At 65.3% G+C, this 15658-nt stretch carries 15 protein-coding genes; 7 read left to right on the top strand and 8 right to left on the bottom strand.

The window, feature by feature from the left end:
• Nucleotides 1-153: 153 nt before the first annotated feature.
• From M0534_RS01645 to M0534_RS01635, 3 genes are all read right to left on the bottom strand, one after another.
• On the bottom strand, nt 154-1371 hold the full coding sequence (locus M0534_RS01645) for a cytochrome c (protein ID WP_248566662.1): 1218 nt from the start codon (nt 1369-1371) through the stop codon (nt 154-156).
• Nucleotide 1372: 1 nt separating this feature from the next.
• Nucleotides 1373-2104 (bottom strand): c-type cytochrome, encoded by a 732-nt coding sequence (locus M0534_RS01640; protein ID WP_248566661.1) that lies wholly within the window; start codon nt 2102-2104, stop codon nt 1373-1375.
• Nucleotides 2105-2257: 153 nt separating this feature from the next.
• Nucleotides 2258-2464 (bottom strand): hypothetical protein, encoded by a 207-nt coding sequence (locus M0534_RS01635; RefSeq protein WP_248566660.1) that lies wholly within the window; start codon nt 2462-2464, stop codon nt 2258-2260.
• Nucleotides 2465-2699: 235 nt separating this feature from the next.
• On the opposite strand from M0534_RS01635, the gene M0534_RS01630 reads away from it, so the two are divergent.
• The 5 genes from M0534_RS01630 (at nt 2700) to M0534_RS01610 (ending at nt 5401) form a co-directional block, all read left to right on the top strand.
• A complete protein-coding gene (locus tag M0534_RS01630; RefSeq protein WP_248566659.1) occupies nt 2700-3107 on the top strand; it encodes a CBS domain-containing protein in 408 nt (135 codons plus the stop codon).
• Nucleotides 3108-3179: 72 nt separating this feature from the next.
• Nucleotides 3180-3926, top strand: a complete 747-nt coding sequence (locus tag M0534_RS01625) for an SDR family oxidoreductase (protein WP_248566658.1) — start codon at nt 3180-3182, stop codon at nt 3924-3926.
• A gap of 70 nt (nt 3927-3996) precedes the next feature.
• Nucleotides 3997-4866: a pirin family protein gene (locus M0534_RS01620; RefSeq protein ID WP_248566657.1), complete on the top strand. Its 870-nt coding sequence runs from the start codon at nt 3997-3999 to the stop codon at nt 4864-4866.
• A gap of 86 nt (nt 4867-4952) precedes the next feature.
• Nucleotides 4953-5246: a hypothetical protein gene (locus M0534_RS01615; protein ID WP_248566656.1), complete on the top strand. Its 294-nt coding sequence runs from the start codon at nt 4953-4955 to the stop codon at nt 5244-5246.
• Nucleotides 5246-5401, top strand: coding sequence for a hypothetical protein (locus tag M0534_RS01610; protein ID WP_248566655.1), 156 nt, complete (start codon nt 5246-5248; stop codon nt 5399-5401). Before M0534_RS01615 ends, M0534_RS01610 begins: the two co-directional genes overlap by 1 nt.
• A 499-nt stretch (nt 5402-5900) precedes the next feature.
• On the opposite strand, the gene putA is transcribed toward M0534_RS01610, so the two are convergent.
• Nucleotides 5901-9050, bottom strand: coding sequence for a bifunctional proline dehydrogenase/L-glutamate gamma-semialdehyde dehydrogenase PutA (putA, locus tag M0534_RS01605; protein WP_248566773.1), 3150 nt, complete (start codon nt 9048-9050; stop codon nt 5901-5903).
• The gene (gene putP, locus M0534_RS01600) at nt 9050-10510 is read right to left on the bottom strand and encodes a sodium/proline symporter PutP (protein ID WP_248566654.1); all 1461 of its coding nucleotides are present in this window, start codon (nt 10508-10510) and stop codon (nt 9050-9052) included. Before putP ends, putA begins: the two co-directional genes overlap by 1 nt.
• A gap of 265 nt (nt 10511-10775) precedes the next feature.
• Here putP and M0534_RS01595 point away from each other — a divergent pair, with 265 nt between their 5' ends.
• Together M0534_RS01595 and M0534_RS01590 are read left to right on the top strand one after the other, a co-directional pair.
• Nucleotides 10776-11726: a sensor domain-containing diguanylate cyclase gene (locus tag M0534_RS01595; RefSeq protein ID WP_248566653.1), complete on the top strand. Its 951-nt coding sequence runs from the start codon at nt 10776-10778 to the stop codon at nt 11724-11726.
• A 31-nt stretch (nt 11727-11757) separates the two neighbouring features.
• Nucleotides 11758-12741, top strand: coding sequence for an arsenic resistance protein (locus M0534_RS01590; protein WP_248566652.1), 984 nt, complete (start codon nt 11758-11760; stop codon nt 12739-12741).
• Nucleotides 12742-12753: 12 nt separating this feature from the next.
• On the opposite strand, the gene M0534_RS01585 is transcribed toward M0534_RS01590, so the two are convergent.
• Genes M0534_RS01585 through M0534_RS01575 form a run of 3 tightly spaced genes read right to left on the bottom strand, consistent with a single transcriptional unit; the run spans nt 12754 to nt 15656 of the window.
• The gene (locus M0534_RS01585) at nt 12754-13704 is read right to left on the bottom strand and encodes an aldo/keto reductase (RefSeq protein WP_248566651.1); all 951 of its coding nucleotides are present in this window, start codon (nt 13702-13704) and stop codon (nt 12754-12756) included.
• Nucleotides 13701-15044: an NTP/NDP exchange transporter gene (locus tag M0534_RS01580; RefSeq protein ID WP_248566650.1), complete on the bottom strand. Its 1344-nt coding sequence runs from the start codon at nt 15042-15044 to the stop codon at nt 13701-13703. Before M0534_RS01580 ends, M0534_RS01585 begins: the two co-directional genes overlap by 4 nt.
• On the bottom strand, nt 15045-15656 hold the full coding sequence (locus M0534_RS01575; RefSeq protein ID WP_248566649.1) for a hypothetical protein: 612 nt from the start codon (nt 15654-15656) through the stop codon (nt 15045-15047).
• Between the last annotated feature and the right edge of the window lie 2 nt (nt 15657-15658).

The raw sequence follows: 15658 nt of genomic DNA, 5'->3' as shown, positions 1-15658 counted from the left end.
TCGCCTACAAGGCGAAGGAGAGCCTTGCCGTTCGCCGCGCATGACTTTCTGACCGGTACCGCGTTGCCGCCGCCAGCCGATAGCCCGGCCCGCAAGGAAGGGGATCTGGGTCTGCGAGCCCGCGGCCGACTCGGGAATAGATTCAGTGTTTCCCTAACGGCTGCGTTCCACTGTGGATCGTGATACCGGGCTCGCTTCGTTGCCCCAGCTGCGCCGGATGTAGGTGGCCACCGCAGCGATATCGGCATCGTTCAGATCCGGAAACGGCGGCATGCCGAAGGGCCGCCGGTTGCCGGCAGTGCTTGGCGCATAGCCGCCGCGGCGGATCACCTGAATGACGTTGGTGGGGTCGTTCAGCATGACCGCGCGGTTGCCCGCCAGCGCTCCGGCGGCCTCGCTTCCTTCGCCTGAACGGCCATGGCAGTCCATGCAGCGGTTCTCGTAGATCTCGCTGCCCCGACTGAGCATGCCATCGTAACGCTGTTGCGTCATGCCGGGCTGGTGCCGCGCCGGCTCGGGATCGCGGTCCGGCAGTGATTGGAGGTAATGCACCATGGCCCGGATGTCGTCCTCGCCCAGGTGCTGCAGGCTGTCGTACACCACATCCGCCATCGGGCCGGTCACCACCCCGCCGTCCGATTTGCCGACGCGCAGCAGGGTAACGGCATCCTCCTCGGGCCAGTCCTGCAAGCCGGCTTCCCGGCTGGAATACAGGGATGGTGCATACCAGCCCTGCACGTGGCCGCCACGGGGGCTTTCGGTTCGGGCAGAGCCGAAGCGGTCGCGGTCGGCATGGCAGGCCATGCAGTGTGCCGGACCGCGCACCAGGAAAGCGCCGCGGTTCCAGGTGTCACTGCGCTCCGGGTCGGCCTCGAATTCACCGGCATCGAAGTAGAGACGCTGCCAGGCACGCTGCAGCGGTCGGGCCGAGGCCGGAAAGCTCAGACTGTGTTCGCGGATTTCGTTCCGTACCGCCGGCAGCGAGGCGAGGTAGGCGTGGATCGCGTCGATTTTCTCGTCGTTCATCCGGGTAAAGCTGGTATAGGGGCAGGCCGGGTAGAGCGCCGAGCCGTCCGGCCGACGGCCGTGGCGCATGGCCTTGCGAAACTCCTGCCGGGTCCAGTCGCCGATACCGGTGTCCGCGTCCGGTGTGATATTCGGCGTGAAGAAGGTACCGAAATCGGTCCCCAGGCGGTGACCGCCGGCGAAGTCCTCGCCGCCGCGGGCGGTATGGCAGCCCATGCAGTTGGCGGCGCGGGCCAGGTACTTGCCCTCTGCAATCACTTCGGCATCGGTTTCGGCGGTGCCTGCCATCGGTAGCAGCAGGGCGGCCAGCCCCAGCAGGCTGGTGGCAAGGTGACGAAACGGCATCTCAGGACTCCGGCATCGGCACACTGCCGCAATCCATCGGCAGATCGCCAAGCGGTTCGGATTCGGGCTCTCGATTCGACGGCACATCCTGCGCGGCAAGCGCGCGGGCCAGCGCATAAATGTCTTCCGAGCTCAGGCGTTCGGCGATCGTGTGCATGCAGTCCGGCTCGGCCGCCTGCCGCTGACCGGAGCGCCAGGACGTCATCTGTGCCGCCACGTAATGGCTGGGCAGAGCCAGCAGGCTCGGCGTATTCGGTTCCGCGCCGGTCAGGCGCGCGCCATGGCAGGCAATGCAGGCCGGCACATCACGCTCGGGATCGCCGCGGGTAATCAGCGCATCGGCGCGATCCCGCATTGCCGCACTGGACGGCTCCGCGGCCGGTTCCGGGTATTCACCCTCCAGGCCGGCAAAGTATTCGGCGATCTCCCGCAGATAATCCGGTGACAGGTTGCGCACCATGTACTCCATGGCGCGATGGTCCCGCCGTCCATCCCGGTAGTTCATCAACTGATTGAACAGATAGCCGGCCGGTTTGCCGTGCAGACTGGGAACGAAGCCAGCCTGCAGGTCGATGCCCTTTTCCGCATGGCAGGCCATGCAGGGCTGGATGCGCTGCTCCATGGTGTCTATCGACACCTCGTCGGCTGCAAGCGAATGGCCGCTGGGGGCGAGGCCAAGCAGGGCGGCGACCACGAGTATCGTTCGGCAATAGCGTGTCGTCACACGGAGCATGACCAATACGTGTTGTTTCGTTGCGGAAGGTGCCACGGCCATCGCCGTAGCGCGCCTCGCAGGCTACCACCGGTTTGCTTGATTGCGTAGCAGAAAAAACGCGGGACCGGTAAACCGGGCCCGCGCCTGATTACAAAATGGGTGGTCACCGGGTTATTCGGCAGCCCGGTCGCCATAGCCCTGCGGGTTGGCAGGGTCCTTCTCGTAGTCATCCGCTTCGCTCGGATGCGCACCGTCCTCGTAGTCCGGATCCTTCTCGTCGCCGTGATGTTCGGCGATGGCCATGCCGGCGGAGCCGGCGGTCAGACCGAATGCAACGAGAAAGGTCATCAGTGCATTGCGCAATGTCATCCAGGTCATGAAATACCTCCTGGTTTCGAAATGTCCGGTAGCCGCCGCGCGTGTTGCCACGCCCGACCGGCGCCTGGTGCACGACGTTGCGATGCAGCGAACGAAGTTCAACTCCCCCCGTCGACGATTGCTACCGGTCCAGTGGATCGATCTGCACCGGCCTTCTGCCGATGTTCCGGAAGCCGCTCGGGTGCGGCCGTCTATAGTTGGGGTGTGCGGCGTAGCTACTCGCGACGGGGGAACGATGAGCAGCCTGTTGGTACGCGATGTCATGGCCCGGCACCCATTTGCGATTACGCTGGGGACGGGGCTGGATGATGTGGTCGAGTCCCTGGTCGGCCACCATCTGACCGGCTTGCCGGTGATCGATACGGCCGGACACGTGGTGGGTTTTGTTTCCGAACAGGACTGTCTGAAGGCCCTGCTGGTCTCCAACTATCACGCCGAGGGCGCGCCGAAGGTCGAGGACGTCATGCGCCGCGATCTGGTCACTGCGCAGCCAGGCGATGCGGTCGTGGACATCGCCGAACACATGCTCCACCAGAAGCCCAAGGTCTACCCGGTGCTGGATGATACCGGCCGCCTGGTCGGCACCCTGTCCCGCACCCAGGTGTTGCGTGCGATGATGAAAAATCACCAACTGGCAGATTAGGGAAGCACTCATCTATTCGCACGCCTGCGCCCGCTCCTGCACTGCGGTTTCGTATTGACCGAGGGACCGTCGATGAATCCAGTCCTGCTGATCACCGGTGGTGGCCGCGGTATCGGTGCTGCCACGGCGCGGCTTGCCGCATCGCGTGGTTACGCGGTGTGCGTGAATTATCGAGTGGATGCGGAGAGTGCGAACCGGCTCGTGCAGGAGATTGTGGAGGCTGGCGGACAGGCCGTCGCGGCGCAGGCGGATGTCTCCAGCGAGGTATCGGTGCGGCGGCTGTTCGATGTCTGCGAGCAGGCGCTCGGCCCGCTTTCGGCGCTGGTCAACAATGCGGGTGTAATTGATCGGATTCGCCGGGTCGAGAACATGACCGAGGCGCGGCTGCAGCGCATGTTCGCGACCAATGTAACCAGCGCTTTTCTCTGCGCCGGTGCTGCCATCCGCCGATTGTCGACGCGGCATGGTGGTCCCGGCGGCGCCATCGTCAATGTGTCCTCGGGCGCCGCCAGGCACGGCTCCGCGCACGAATATGTGGACTACGCGGCATCCAAGGCGGCGCTGGAGGCGCTGACCCGGGGCCTGGCCCTGGAAGTCGCCGAGGAGGGGATCAGGGTCAATACGGTACGCCCGGGTTTTATCGACACGGATCTGCACAATGCCTCCGGCGTGGCCGACCGCCGTCAACAGGTGCGCGAGCGGATCCCGGTGGGCCGGTTGGGCATGCCGGAGGAGGTGGCCGAGGCCATCCTCTGGTTACTGTCGGACGCTGCCTCCTATGTGTCCGGTGCATCGCTCGATGTCGCTGGTGGCCGTTGATCCGTGCCAGGGTAGTTTTCCGTGCGTTCGCCCCAACATCTTTGAACCCAAATAAATATCCGAGGTGGCCATGAAAGCGATTCAGGCAGTGTACGGTGCACCCGCCGGACACTGGGTCGGTGACGGATTCCCGGTCCGGTCATTGTTGTCCTATGACCGCATGGGCGCGGCGCGGATCAGTCCGTTCCTGATGCTGGATCATGCCGGTCCCGTCCACTTTCCGCCCGCTGACCGGCCCCGCGGCGTGGGGCAGCATCCGCACCGTGGCTTCGAAACCGTCACCATCGTCTACCAGGGCGAGCTGGAACATCGCGATTCCACCGGCGCCGGCGGCCGCATCGGTCCGGGTGATGTGCAGTGGATGACCGCCGGCGCCGGCATCGTGCACGAGGAATTCCACTCGCGGAATTTCACCGCCAAGGGCGGCACCCTGGAAATGGCGCAGCTCTGGGTCAACCTGCCGGCCCGTGACAAATCGGCACCGGCGGCCTACCAGACGCTGCTGACCAGCGAAATCCCTGATGTCGCATTACCGGATGACGCCGGCCGACTGCGCGTCATTGCCGGTCAGTACCTGGAAAACCAGGGCCCGGCCAGCACATTCAGCCCGATGAATGTCTGGGATGTGCGCCTGCGCGCCGGAGCCGCGGTGGACCTGCCCGCCCCGGAAGGGCACAACACCCTGCTGGTGGTGCTCGACGGCACCGTGCAGCTCAACCAACGCGAAGCCCTGCGCAAGGGCGCCGTCGCCGCGCTGCCGGCGGAAGGCGAGGGGCTGCGCGTCGAGGCGAATTCCGAAGCCAGTCTGCTGCTGCTCAGCGGCGAGCCGCTGGACGAGCCGGTGGCCGGCTACGGTCCGTTCGTGATGAACAGCCGCGAGGAAATCGAACAGGCCTTCGCCGATTTCCGTTCCGGCAAGTATGGCGCCGTTGCAGACTGAACGATGCGCTGGTCCGTTCGTCGCTGACCACCGTGGGCCGCGTCCGGTACACTGCCCGGCTTCGTTCATCCGTACAGGATCTCAGCATGTTGATAACAGGCGTCCTGCTGCCGATATTCCTGATCCATCTGGTCGTCTTCGCGATACTCGGGCTGAAGCGCCGGCAACCCTATTACCTGGCGCTGGTGGTGACTTTTTCCGTGCTCAGTGCTGCCATGCTCGTGCGCCTGTTTTGGCCGGAAGCGCAGCTAGCCAACGGCATGGCGGTCGATCAGGCGCTCCGCTGGGCCGCCTGGCCGGTTGCTGCGGTGTCCATTACCTGGACGGTTGTGCGCGCCGTCAACCGCCGCCGCGGCCACGCGGGCATGGAGGCTGACTGATGCGCCGAATCCAGAGTGCAGGGCTGCTGTTGCTGGCCATCTGGCTGATCCTGCACGGGCTTACGACTCTGGTCGGTCTGAGCTTTGACGGCTTAGGCACCCTGATGGCGATTCTCGCTATCGCAGCCGGCGGTCTCCTGCTGGTTGGTCGCTGATGGCGGTGGTTCGCCACAGGTGTCGTGCGTTGGGGCTCCGAGCCCGAGGGCGGCAGACGCAGTCGCGGGACCGCCGTGAACGCATCCATCGAGCGCGTCCGGTTTTGGTCATCTGGCACGGCGCGGTGCCGGTTCGGCAGCCCCCCGACCCACGGCAACCTGCTTCTAGCCTGAGGCGTAGGGCGGGTCAAGCGCAGCGGACCCGCGCGGTGTGATCCGTTATCGAACTGGCCTGGCCGGCCGGTCTGCCTGGGTTTCCCGTTGCCTTACTTTTTCTGGGAGGACCTGCTGCACCGGTCTGCCTGACACTGAAGATGGGAACAACGTCTCCGGTTCGACCAAGCGCGAGGTCGGGGTGACAGGCATTCCATGGAGGAACGTCGGCCGCAGGGAAGCGGCCGTCGAGCGCCCACGGACGGGTGCATCGCGTTTCCGGAGTGGAATGCCTGTCGCCCTCGACCGGATCGAAGGCAACACGGGGTCCGAGCCTACTGGCGCGTCAGCTCTCCTCGTCTTCAGTCATCGCGAACAGTGAGGCATTGCCGCCGGCGGCGGTGGTGTCGATGGTCAGCACGCGTTCGCTGGCAAAGCGGTGCAGGTAGCGCGGTCCGCCGGCCTTCGGGCCGGTGCCGGACAGGCCCTCGCCGCCGAACGGTTGCACGCCCACCACGGCCCCGATCTGGTTGCGGTTGACGTAGCAGTTGCCAACATGCACACGGTGGGCGATGTACTCGGCCAGCGAATCGATGCGGGTGTGAATGCCCAGGGTCAGGCCGAAGCCGGTGGCATTGATGGCCTCGATCACGCCGTCGATGTCCTTCGCCTTGTAGCGCACGACATGCAGTACCGGGCCGAAGACCTCCTGTTCCAGCTCATTGATGCCGCCGATCTCGAAGGCGATCGGCGCGACGAAGGTGCCGTGCCCGGTGTTCGGCCCGAGCCTGGCCTCGGCAATGACGCGTTTCGCGCGCTTGCGCATGCCGTCGATATGCCGTTGCAGCATGGCCTGCGCGTCGGCGTCGATGACCGGCCCGACATCGGTGGCCAGCCAGGCCGGATCGTCGACCACCAGATCATCCATGGCGCCGGCCAGCATCTCCAGCGTGTGGTCGGCGACCTCCTCCTGCAGGTAGAGCACGCGCTGGGCCGAGCAACGCTGGCCGGCACTCTGGAAGGCGGAGGCAATCACGTCGACCACCAGCTGCTCAGGCAGCGCCGTGGAGTCGGCGATCATCGCATTCTGGCCGCCGGTCTCGGCGATCAGCGGGATGATCGGCCCGTCGCGCCGGGCCAGCGTCTGGTTGATGCGCCGCGCGGTTTCCACCGATCCGGTGAAGGCGACGCCGTCGATGGATTCGCTCTCCACCAGGGCCGCCCCGACCGCGCCGTCGCCGGGCAGCAGTTGCAGGACATCGGTCGGGATACCCGCCTCGTGCAGCAGTTGCACGGCGCGGAAGCCGATCAGGGTGGTCTGTTCGGCCGGTTTGGCCAGCACCGCGTTGCCCGCGGCCAGGGCCGCGGTGACCTCGCCGCAGAAAATCGCCAGCGGGAAGTTCCACGGGCTGATGCAGACGAACACGCCGCGGCCCTGCAGCCGGATTTCGTTGCGCTCGCCGGTGGGGCCGGGCAGGGCCATCGGTCCCGCGAAATCCGCCCGCGCACGGTTTGCGTAATAGCGACAGAAGTCCACCGCCTCGCGCACCTCCGCCACGGCGTCCGGAATGCCCTTGCCGGCCTCGCGCACGCACAGCGCCATCAACTCGGCCATGTTGGCTTCCATCAGATTGGCCATGCGGTCCAGGCAGGCCGCCCGTTCTTCGGCAGGGGTGGCATCCCAGCGCGGTGCGGCCTTGCGGGCCACGGTCAGGGCCAGCTTGACCTGTTCGGGGGTGGCCCAGATCGCCGAGCCGACCTCGCGCCGGCGATCCGCTGGGTCGCTGACGGTGCGCGGCGCGCCGCGCATGGTCTTGCCTTCAATCAACGGTGCGGCATGCCAGCCGGATTCCAGGGCCTTCTCCATGGCGCGGCGCAGGGATTCCAATTCAAGGGTGTCACTGAGATCGATTCCCGCCGAATTCTTCCGGTCCGGCCCGTACAGGTCTGCCGGCAGCGGGATGCGCGGGTGCCGGATGCCGGAGAGCTGGCGGATCTGCAGCACCGGATCGGCAATCATTTCCTCAATTGGCAGCTTCTCGTCCTGAATGCGATTGACGAAGGAGGTGTTGGCACCGTTCTCCAGCAGCCGCCGCACCAGGTAGGGCAGCAGTTCCTCGTGGCTGCCCACCGGCGCATAGATACGGCACGGCACCGAGCCGCCACCCGGCCGGGTGACCGTGTCGTAAAGGGCCTCGCCCATGCCATGCAGGCGCTGGAACTCGTAACGCGCGTCCCCGGCAATCTCCCGTACCCAGGCAACGCTGTGCGCATTGTGGGTCGCAAACTGCGGATAGATGCAGTCCTGGGCTTCCAGCAGGCGGCGGGCGCAAGCCAGGTAGGAGACATCGGTATTCACCTTGCGCGTGAACACCGGATAGTCACGGTAGCCGCCCTCCTGGCTGTCCTTGACCTCGGTATCCCAGTAGGCGCCCTTGACCAGTCGCACCATCAGTACGCGCTTGTGGCGCCGCGCCATGTCGGCCAGCCAGTCCACCAGATCGATGCAGCGTTTCTGGTAGGCCTGGATCGCCAGGCCGAAGCCGTTCCAGCCCTGCAGTTCATCGCTGGCCGACACGGCTTCGATAATGTCCAGCGAGATATCGAGCCGGTTGGCTTCCTCGGCATCGACGCACAGGCCGATGCCCGCCTGTCGCGCCTCGACCGCCAGCGCCGTGAGCCGCTGCACCAGGACCGGATGGCATTCGGCCTGCTGCGCAAACTCGTAGCGTGGATGCAGCGCCGAGAGCTTGACCGAGATCCCCGGCGAGGCGAGTTCGTCCTTGCCCTTGCTGGCCGTGCCGATGGCATGGATCGCGTTCTGGTAGGACGCGTAGTAACGGTCGGCGTCGGCCTGGGTTCGGGCCGCCTCGCCGAGCATGTCGAAGGAATGGGTGTAGCCTTGTTCGACGTCTTCGCGGGCCCGTTTCAGGGCCTCGTCAATGGTGCGGCCGATGACGAACTGCCGGCCCATGATGCGCATCGCCTGACGGATCGCCTGGCGGATCACCGGTTCGCCGCTGCGTTGAACCAGACGTTTCATCACCCGGCTCAGCGTTCGCGCGCCAGGCTCACCGACCTTGACCACACGGCCGGTCAGCATCAGGCCCCAGGTGGACGCGTTGACGAACAACGACTCGCTGCGCCCGAGGTGCGAACCCCAGTCGCCACTGCTGATCTTGTCCTGGATCAGGCGGTCGGCGGTGTCGGCGTCCGGCACCCGCATCAACGCCTCGGCCAGGCACATCAGCACCACGCCTTCCTTGCTGGACAGGTCGTATTCGTGCAGCAGCGCATCCACGCCGCCGTAGGAGACGCGCTCGCTGCGCACGGCGTGGACCAGGGCGGTGGCGGCCTCGCCGATGCGGGAGCGGCGCGGTTCGCCCACATCCGCCAGATCCGCGAGCCGCTGTACCAGCTCGGCTTCATCGCAGCGATAGGCTTCGCGCAGGGCCTTGCGCAGCGGACTCGGGGCGGCCGGTTTGTTGAACAGCATCATGCGTCTCCCTGAACATCGAATGATCGGGTCACGCGCTCACCCGGTGCCTTGTCCAGCAGACTGCCGATGACCACGGCGACCGTGCAGAAGACGAATCCGGGCACGATCTCGTAGAGATCGAACAGACCGCCGTCGAACTGCTCCCAGACAATGACCGTGACCGCACCGACAACCATGCCGCCCAGGGCCCCGATGCGGGTCATGCGGCGCCAGAACAGCGACAAGATGATCACCGGGCCGAAGGCGGCACCGAAGCCTGCCCAGGCGTAGGCCACCAGTTGCAGTACGCCGGCATCCGGGTCCAGCGCCAGCAGGGTGGCCAGTACCGCCACCAGGATAACCGCGCCGCGGGTGACCCAGACCAGTTCGCTTTCCGTGGCATCGGGGCGCAGCATGCCCTTGTAGAAATCGTTGGTCAGCGAGCTGGAGGACACCAGCAACTGGGAGTCGATGGTGCTCATGATGGCAGCGAGGATCGCGGCCAGCAGAATGCCCGCCACCCAGGGGTTGAACAGCGCCTGGATCAGCATGATCAAGACGGTTTCGCCGTCGTCCAGCGGCGCATCGGCGAAGAAGGCGATACCGATGTAACCGGTGGCCACTGCACCGACCAGGGCCAGTATCATCCAGGTCATGCCGATGGTCATTGCCCGCGGCACGTCATTTTCGGAACGGATTGCCATGAACCGGGCCAGGATGTGCGGCTGGCCGAAGTAACCGAGGCCCCAGGCCAGCAGCGAGATCATGCCCAGCACCGTCATGCCCTCCAGCAAGGTGCTGTAGCTGGGGTCGATGGCATGCACCTCGTCACCCACCTCACCGAGGCCGCCGACGATGACCACCGCCATCATCGGCACGACAAGCAGTGTGGCAAACATCAGAATGCCCTGGAAAAAGTCGGTCCAGCTGACCGCCAGGAAACCGCCCAGGAATGTGTAGGAAATGATGACGACGGCGCCGATCAGCATGGCCGTGGTGTAGTCCATGCCGAACGTGCTCTGGAACAGCAGTCCGCCGCCGACCAGGCCGGCCGAAATATAGAGTGTGAAGAAGATCAGGATCACCAGGGCCGAGATCGTGCGCAGCGCCCGCGAGGTATCGCCAAACCGATGCTCCAGGTAATCCGGAATGGTCAGCGCATCGTCGGCCAATGCCGTGAACCGGCGCAGCCTTCGCGCGACGAACAGCCAGTTGAGCCAGGCGCCGGCAACCAGGCCCACGCCAATCCACAGCTCACCCAGGCCGGCCGCATACACGGCACCTGGCAGGCCCAGCAGCAGCCAGCCGCTCATGTCCGAGGCACCGGCGCTGAGTGCCGTGACGCCAGGGCCGAGGCTGCGACCCCCGAGGATGTAGTCGGACAGGTCGGTGGTGATGCGGTAGGCCACAAAGCCGAAGGCCAGCATGGCAATCAGGTAGGCACCGAAGGTCAGTAGCGTCGGCGTATCGATATCCATTTGCGGCGTTCCTTCTCTGTTGTTTTGCGTGCCGGTCGGCGCGGCAGAGGATCGTTCGCGGAGGCGTGCTTTGATATCGCTTCAAAGTCGCGTTTGGCCATCGAAAATTTTGGACGGCCTCAGGCAGCATAGACGCCCATGCTTCGGGCGTCGCTGCATGGAGCAACGGATGACCCGAAGATCGTGAACTGGTCGTGGCCTTCCCCGAATGCCATGGGTGTACGATTCCTGGTGTGAATCGGCCGAGTGTGGAGTGGAACTGAAGATGAACCGGCAAGTGCACGGCATGGAACCGGACGCCGCTGTCTACAAGACGCTGCTGGAGTCAACCAGAGCGATACCGTGGCGCATCGATTGGGAGACCATGCGGTTCAGCTATATCGGTCCACAGATCGAGGATCTACTGGGCTGGACGCCCGACAGCTGGCAGAGCATCGATGACTGGGTGGAGCGCATGCACCCGGAGGATCGCGACCGCGTGGTCAACTATTGCGTCAGTCAGTCCCGCTGCGGCATCGACCACGAGGCCGATTACCGGGCCTTGACCCGCGACGGAGACTACGTCTGGATTCGTGACGTGGTGCATGTTGTGCGTCGGGATGGCGAGGTGGAAGCCTTGGTCGGTTTCATGTTCGACATCAGCGAGCGCAAGGCCCGCGAGGACGAGCTGCTGCGTCTTAAACTGGAGCTTGAGGCACTGTCCTATCAGGACGGTCTGACGGGCGTCGCGAACCGACGCCATTTCGACAATGTCCTCGAGCGGGAATGGGCCAGTGCCATGCGCAGTGGAACGCCGCTGGCGATCGTCATGCTTGATCTCGACCATTTCAAGGATTTCAACGACCTGATGGGGCATCCCGCCGGGGATGACTGTCTGCGTCGGGTCGCCTCCGAACTCGGCAAGGTGTCGCGCAGACCGCGGGATTTGCTGGCCCGGATCGGCGGTGAGGAGTTCATTCTGGTGCTGCCCGAGACCGACGCCGAGGCGGCCCGCGTCATCGCGGATCGCTGCCGTCAACTGGTGCGGTCGGCGGAGATCCCGCATTCCGGCAGTCCAGAAGGGTTTCTGACCGTCAGCGTTGGCGTTTGCAGCATGGTGCCGGCTGAGGGCCAGACTCAAACGGTGTTGCTGGAGGCCGTGGATCGCCAGCTCTACAGTGCCAAGCGCCAGGGGCGAAACCGCGTTGTCGTGGCGGAAAACCGGCCGGCAGCCTGAACTCCGGTATCCGGTCCGTGGCGTGACAGCAATGCATGCGCAGTTGGAACGGCATCAAGTCTGGATTTACCTCCTTGCGGTACTTGCTGGCCTTGGTTTCGGAGCGGGCTCGCCGGATGCGGCAGCGCTCCTGGATGTCTCTGTCTGGCCATTGCTGGCACTGCTGCTGTTTGCGACCTTTACCCAGATACCCCTGGTGCGGCTGCGCGGGGCTGCCTGCGACACGCGTTTCATCACCGCGCTATGCCTTGGCAACTTTCTGATCCTGCCCCTGCTGGTTGGCTCGGTCCTGCTGATCCTGCCACTGGAGCCGGCAGTCAGGCTGGGTATCCTGCTGGTGCTTCTGGTGCCGTGCACCGACTGGTTCATCAGCTTCACCCACCTGGGGCGTGGTGATGCAGCGCGGGCGGTGGCGGTCACGCCGCTGATCCTGTTGCTGCAACTGGCTGCACTGCCGTTCTACCTCTGGCTTTTTCTCGGCGATGTGGTGGTCGATCCGGTGGTGGTCCGGCCCCTCCTGACCGCCCTGGTGCTGCTGATCGGGCTGCCGCTGTTGCTGGCGGTGCTGTTGCAACGCCGGATAGCCGGCGGCGGCAGCGGCCAGGTGCTGCTTTCCACGCTGGCGTTGTTTCCCGTGCCGCTGCTGGCCCTGGTCGTCTTCTCCATCGCCGCCTCGCAGTCGCCGGCCGTGCTGGGCATGCTCGGCACGCTTTGGTTGCCGGCCTTGCTGTTCGCGGCGTTTGCGGTTGCCGGGGTCTTCCTTGGCAAGCTGCTGGCCCGGGCGTTCCGCTTACCGGCAGAGCCAGGCCGCACACTGGCCTTCAGTTTCGCCACCCGTAACTCCTTCGTGGTCCTGCCGCTGGCGCTGGCCCTGCCGGCGGGCTGGGAGGCTGCAGCACTTGTCATCGTGCTGCAGTCCCTGGTGGAACTGCTGGCCATGAGCCTGTTCGTGCGCTGGGTGCCCCGGCGTTTGATTCGATCCGCCGGGACCGCACGGCGGTCGCATGGCCCTTGACTACCGTGGTTCCTACAGGCGCTCGATATGGGCGATCATCCGGCGTCGCATCTCGTCGTCGGGCAGGCCTCCCAGGGCCGCACCCATATTGTCCAGCATGTGGCGGGCGCGACTGGTGGCCGGGGTGGCGGCAGTCACCACGGGGTGCGAGAGCACGAACTTGAGGAAGAACTGGGCCCAGGAATGGGCATCGAATTCCGCCGCCCAGTCCGGTACATCGTGCCCGCTGACCCGGTCCCAGAGGCGGGTGCGGCCGAACGGCGCATACACCAGTACCGCGATGCCACGGTCCTCGGCCAGCGGCAGGATCCGTTCCTCCATGGTCAGGTTGTCGACCGCGTAATCGATGCCGATGAAGTCCAGCGGTTCGCGCTTCATGACCTCTTCCAGCTCTTCGTATTGCCGCGGGAAGGTGGTGGTGACGCCGATGTAACGCACCCGTCCCTGCGCCTTCAGGTCCTTCAGGATCCCGAACTGGGTCGGTACGTCGCCCAGGTTATGTACCTGGATCAGGTCGATCGGATCCTTGCCGATCCGTTCGAACGACGTTTCGATCTGCGTCCGCGCGGCGTCAGGGTCGGCACTGCCGCCATTACGCCCGGCCACGTTCACCTTGGTCGCCCAGAACAGTGTTTCTTCCAGGTCCATGGCCTGGGCCAGGTCGCCGGCCACCTCTTCCGAGGCGCCGTAGCTTGGCGCGGTATCGAATACGGTGCCGCCATTATCGACCAGGGTGCGCAGCACCTCGCCGAGCGCCTCGGCCTCATCGCTCCCCGCAGTGGCCGAAAAGGTCGCCGAACTGCCCAGGCCGATTGCCGGAATGCGCTCGCCGGAGGCGGGAATCGCCCGCGTGATCAGGTCGAGCTGTCGATCACCGTTGGTGCCGAGCAGCAGCGACGGCTTGACGGTCAACGCCACGCCGGCTGCCGCCATGAGCTTGAGATAGTCGCGACGGGATATCATGTGCTTGTCCTCGGAGTGGTTTCGCGGAATTCGTGGACCGGGTGCGGCGTTGCCTGATTGGCCAGACGTTGCTGGGCCCGGCCAAGCCAGATTCCGAGTGCTGCCCAGACCAGAGCCAGCGGAATCGCGACGCTGGCGATGCCCGCCAGGCCCATGCCGAGCCGACCCAGCAGGCCTTCCGTCTGCGCGCCCACGACATCACCGGAACGATAGACGAAGGTGTCGATGAAGGCCTTGGACTTGTATTTGTCCTCGCGGCTGGTGACCGTGTAAAGCGTTTCCCGCGCCGGCCGCATCAGTGCCCGCTGCACGGCCCGGAATGCCGCCTCGAAGACGATCAGCGCAGCCAGTGAGCCAACGATCGCCAGACCGAGGAAGCCCAGCGTGACGGTGATCGGCAGCAGAGCCAGCGTGAATGCCACGCCCAGGCGCTTCATCAGGTGCCCGGCGATAAAGGCCTGCAGCACCAGCGTTGTTATCTGCGTGATCAGGTCGATGCGGGCAAAAACCGTTGTCCGCATGTCCGTGTCCTCGCCCAGCGCGGCCACCATCTGCAGCCGGGTGAAGTAGATGAAGGTGGCCATGATCGCAAGAATGACCACGTAGGCGGCGATCCCCATCAGATAGCGCGACTGGAACACGGCGCGGAAGCCTTGCCAGGCGCTGCCGCCGATTCGGGCGTGTTCGTCCACGGCGGGCGGCGCCTCCGGGTCATCCTCGCGATCGGCTCGCCGTTGGGGCTGCAGCCAGGCGAGCAGCCAGGCGGCAAGCAGGGCGAGCACCAGGAACGCTACCGCGACCAGCAGAAGGGCGGCGGTACCCAGCGGTTCCGCCAGCAAGCTTGCCAGCCAGGGTCCGAAGATCGCGCCACAAGTGCCGCCCACCGCGATCAGGGCAAAGAACCGCTTGCTCTGTTCCAGCGAGAAACGGTCCGCCATCAGCGCCCAGAACACCATCGTGACGAACAGGTTGAAGACGCTGAACCAGACATAGAACACCTGGCCACTGGTCACGCCGATGGCTTCCGGCGCGAACACCATGACCAGGTAGAACACCACAAGACTCAGGGCGAAGAAGAGATAGGTGGCGGAGATGAAGGCCAGTCGCGGCAAGCGGCTGACCAGCAGCCCGAACACCGGATTGACCAGCAGCGTGATCACGGCCGTGCCCATGAACAGCCAGCGTACGGTCTCGATGCCGCTCTGCATGCCCAGCGCCTCGCGCGCGGGCCGCAGCACCATGAGCGCCGTCAGCACGGAGAAGAAGAACAGCGCCGCCAGCAGCACCGGAAGGAGTTCCTCCCGACGGACGTTGAAATACTGCTGCAGTCGATCCGACATTTAACAGCGCTCGATGGAGCCGTCGATCGGCTTCACCAGCCGGCAGTCGCCGTCCACCAGGACACGGAGGGCGGCATCCTGCCATTCCCCGATCTCCACGCTGGTACTCGCTTCGGTGTCCAGCGGCGTGATGCCCGTGCTTGCCGCGTCTTCGCCGGGGGCCTCGGTGTCGGCGAGGACAAGCATATGGCCGGAAGCCGGCGTATGCCGCAGGAATACGGCGAAACGGCCGGAATCATCCCAGGGGCCGGTGCTGACGCTGCCGCCGTACTGGAAAGCGGCGGGGTAGATGGTTTCGTCATCCAGGGATACCAGCCAGCCGCCGCCGTGTGCCGCTCCACTGCTGGTCACGGCCAGCCAGTTGCCATCGGGGCTCAGGCTGGCGTCGGTGAATCGGTCCGAGGCGCCGAATCGGTTCTTCTCGTCGGCGGCGATCTGTGCGGGTAACTGGTCGATGTCGAGAACCGTTGCACCATCCGCATCGATGATCCGCTCCGCTTCCACCTGCACCTCGGCTGCGCCGCTGGCATCCGTCGGGTCGGTGTCGCAGGCGGTAACGCCAAGCATGCTGCCTGCAAGCAGGAGGATCTGGAATCGGCGGTGCGTGCTCATTC

This window comes from Methylonatrum kenyense (genome assembly GCF_023195885.1).
Taxonomy (GTDB): Bacteria; Pseudomonadota; Gammaproteobacteria; order Nitrococcales; family Aquisalimonadaceae; genus Methylonatrum; species Methylonatrum kenyense.
This window is presented reverse-complemented; position numbering and strand designations above follow the sequence as displayed.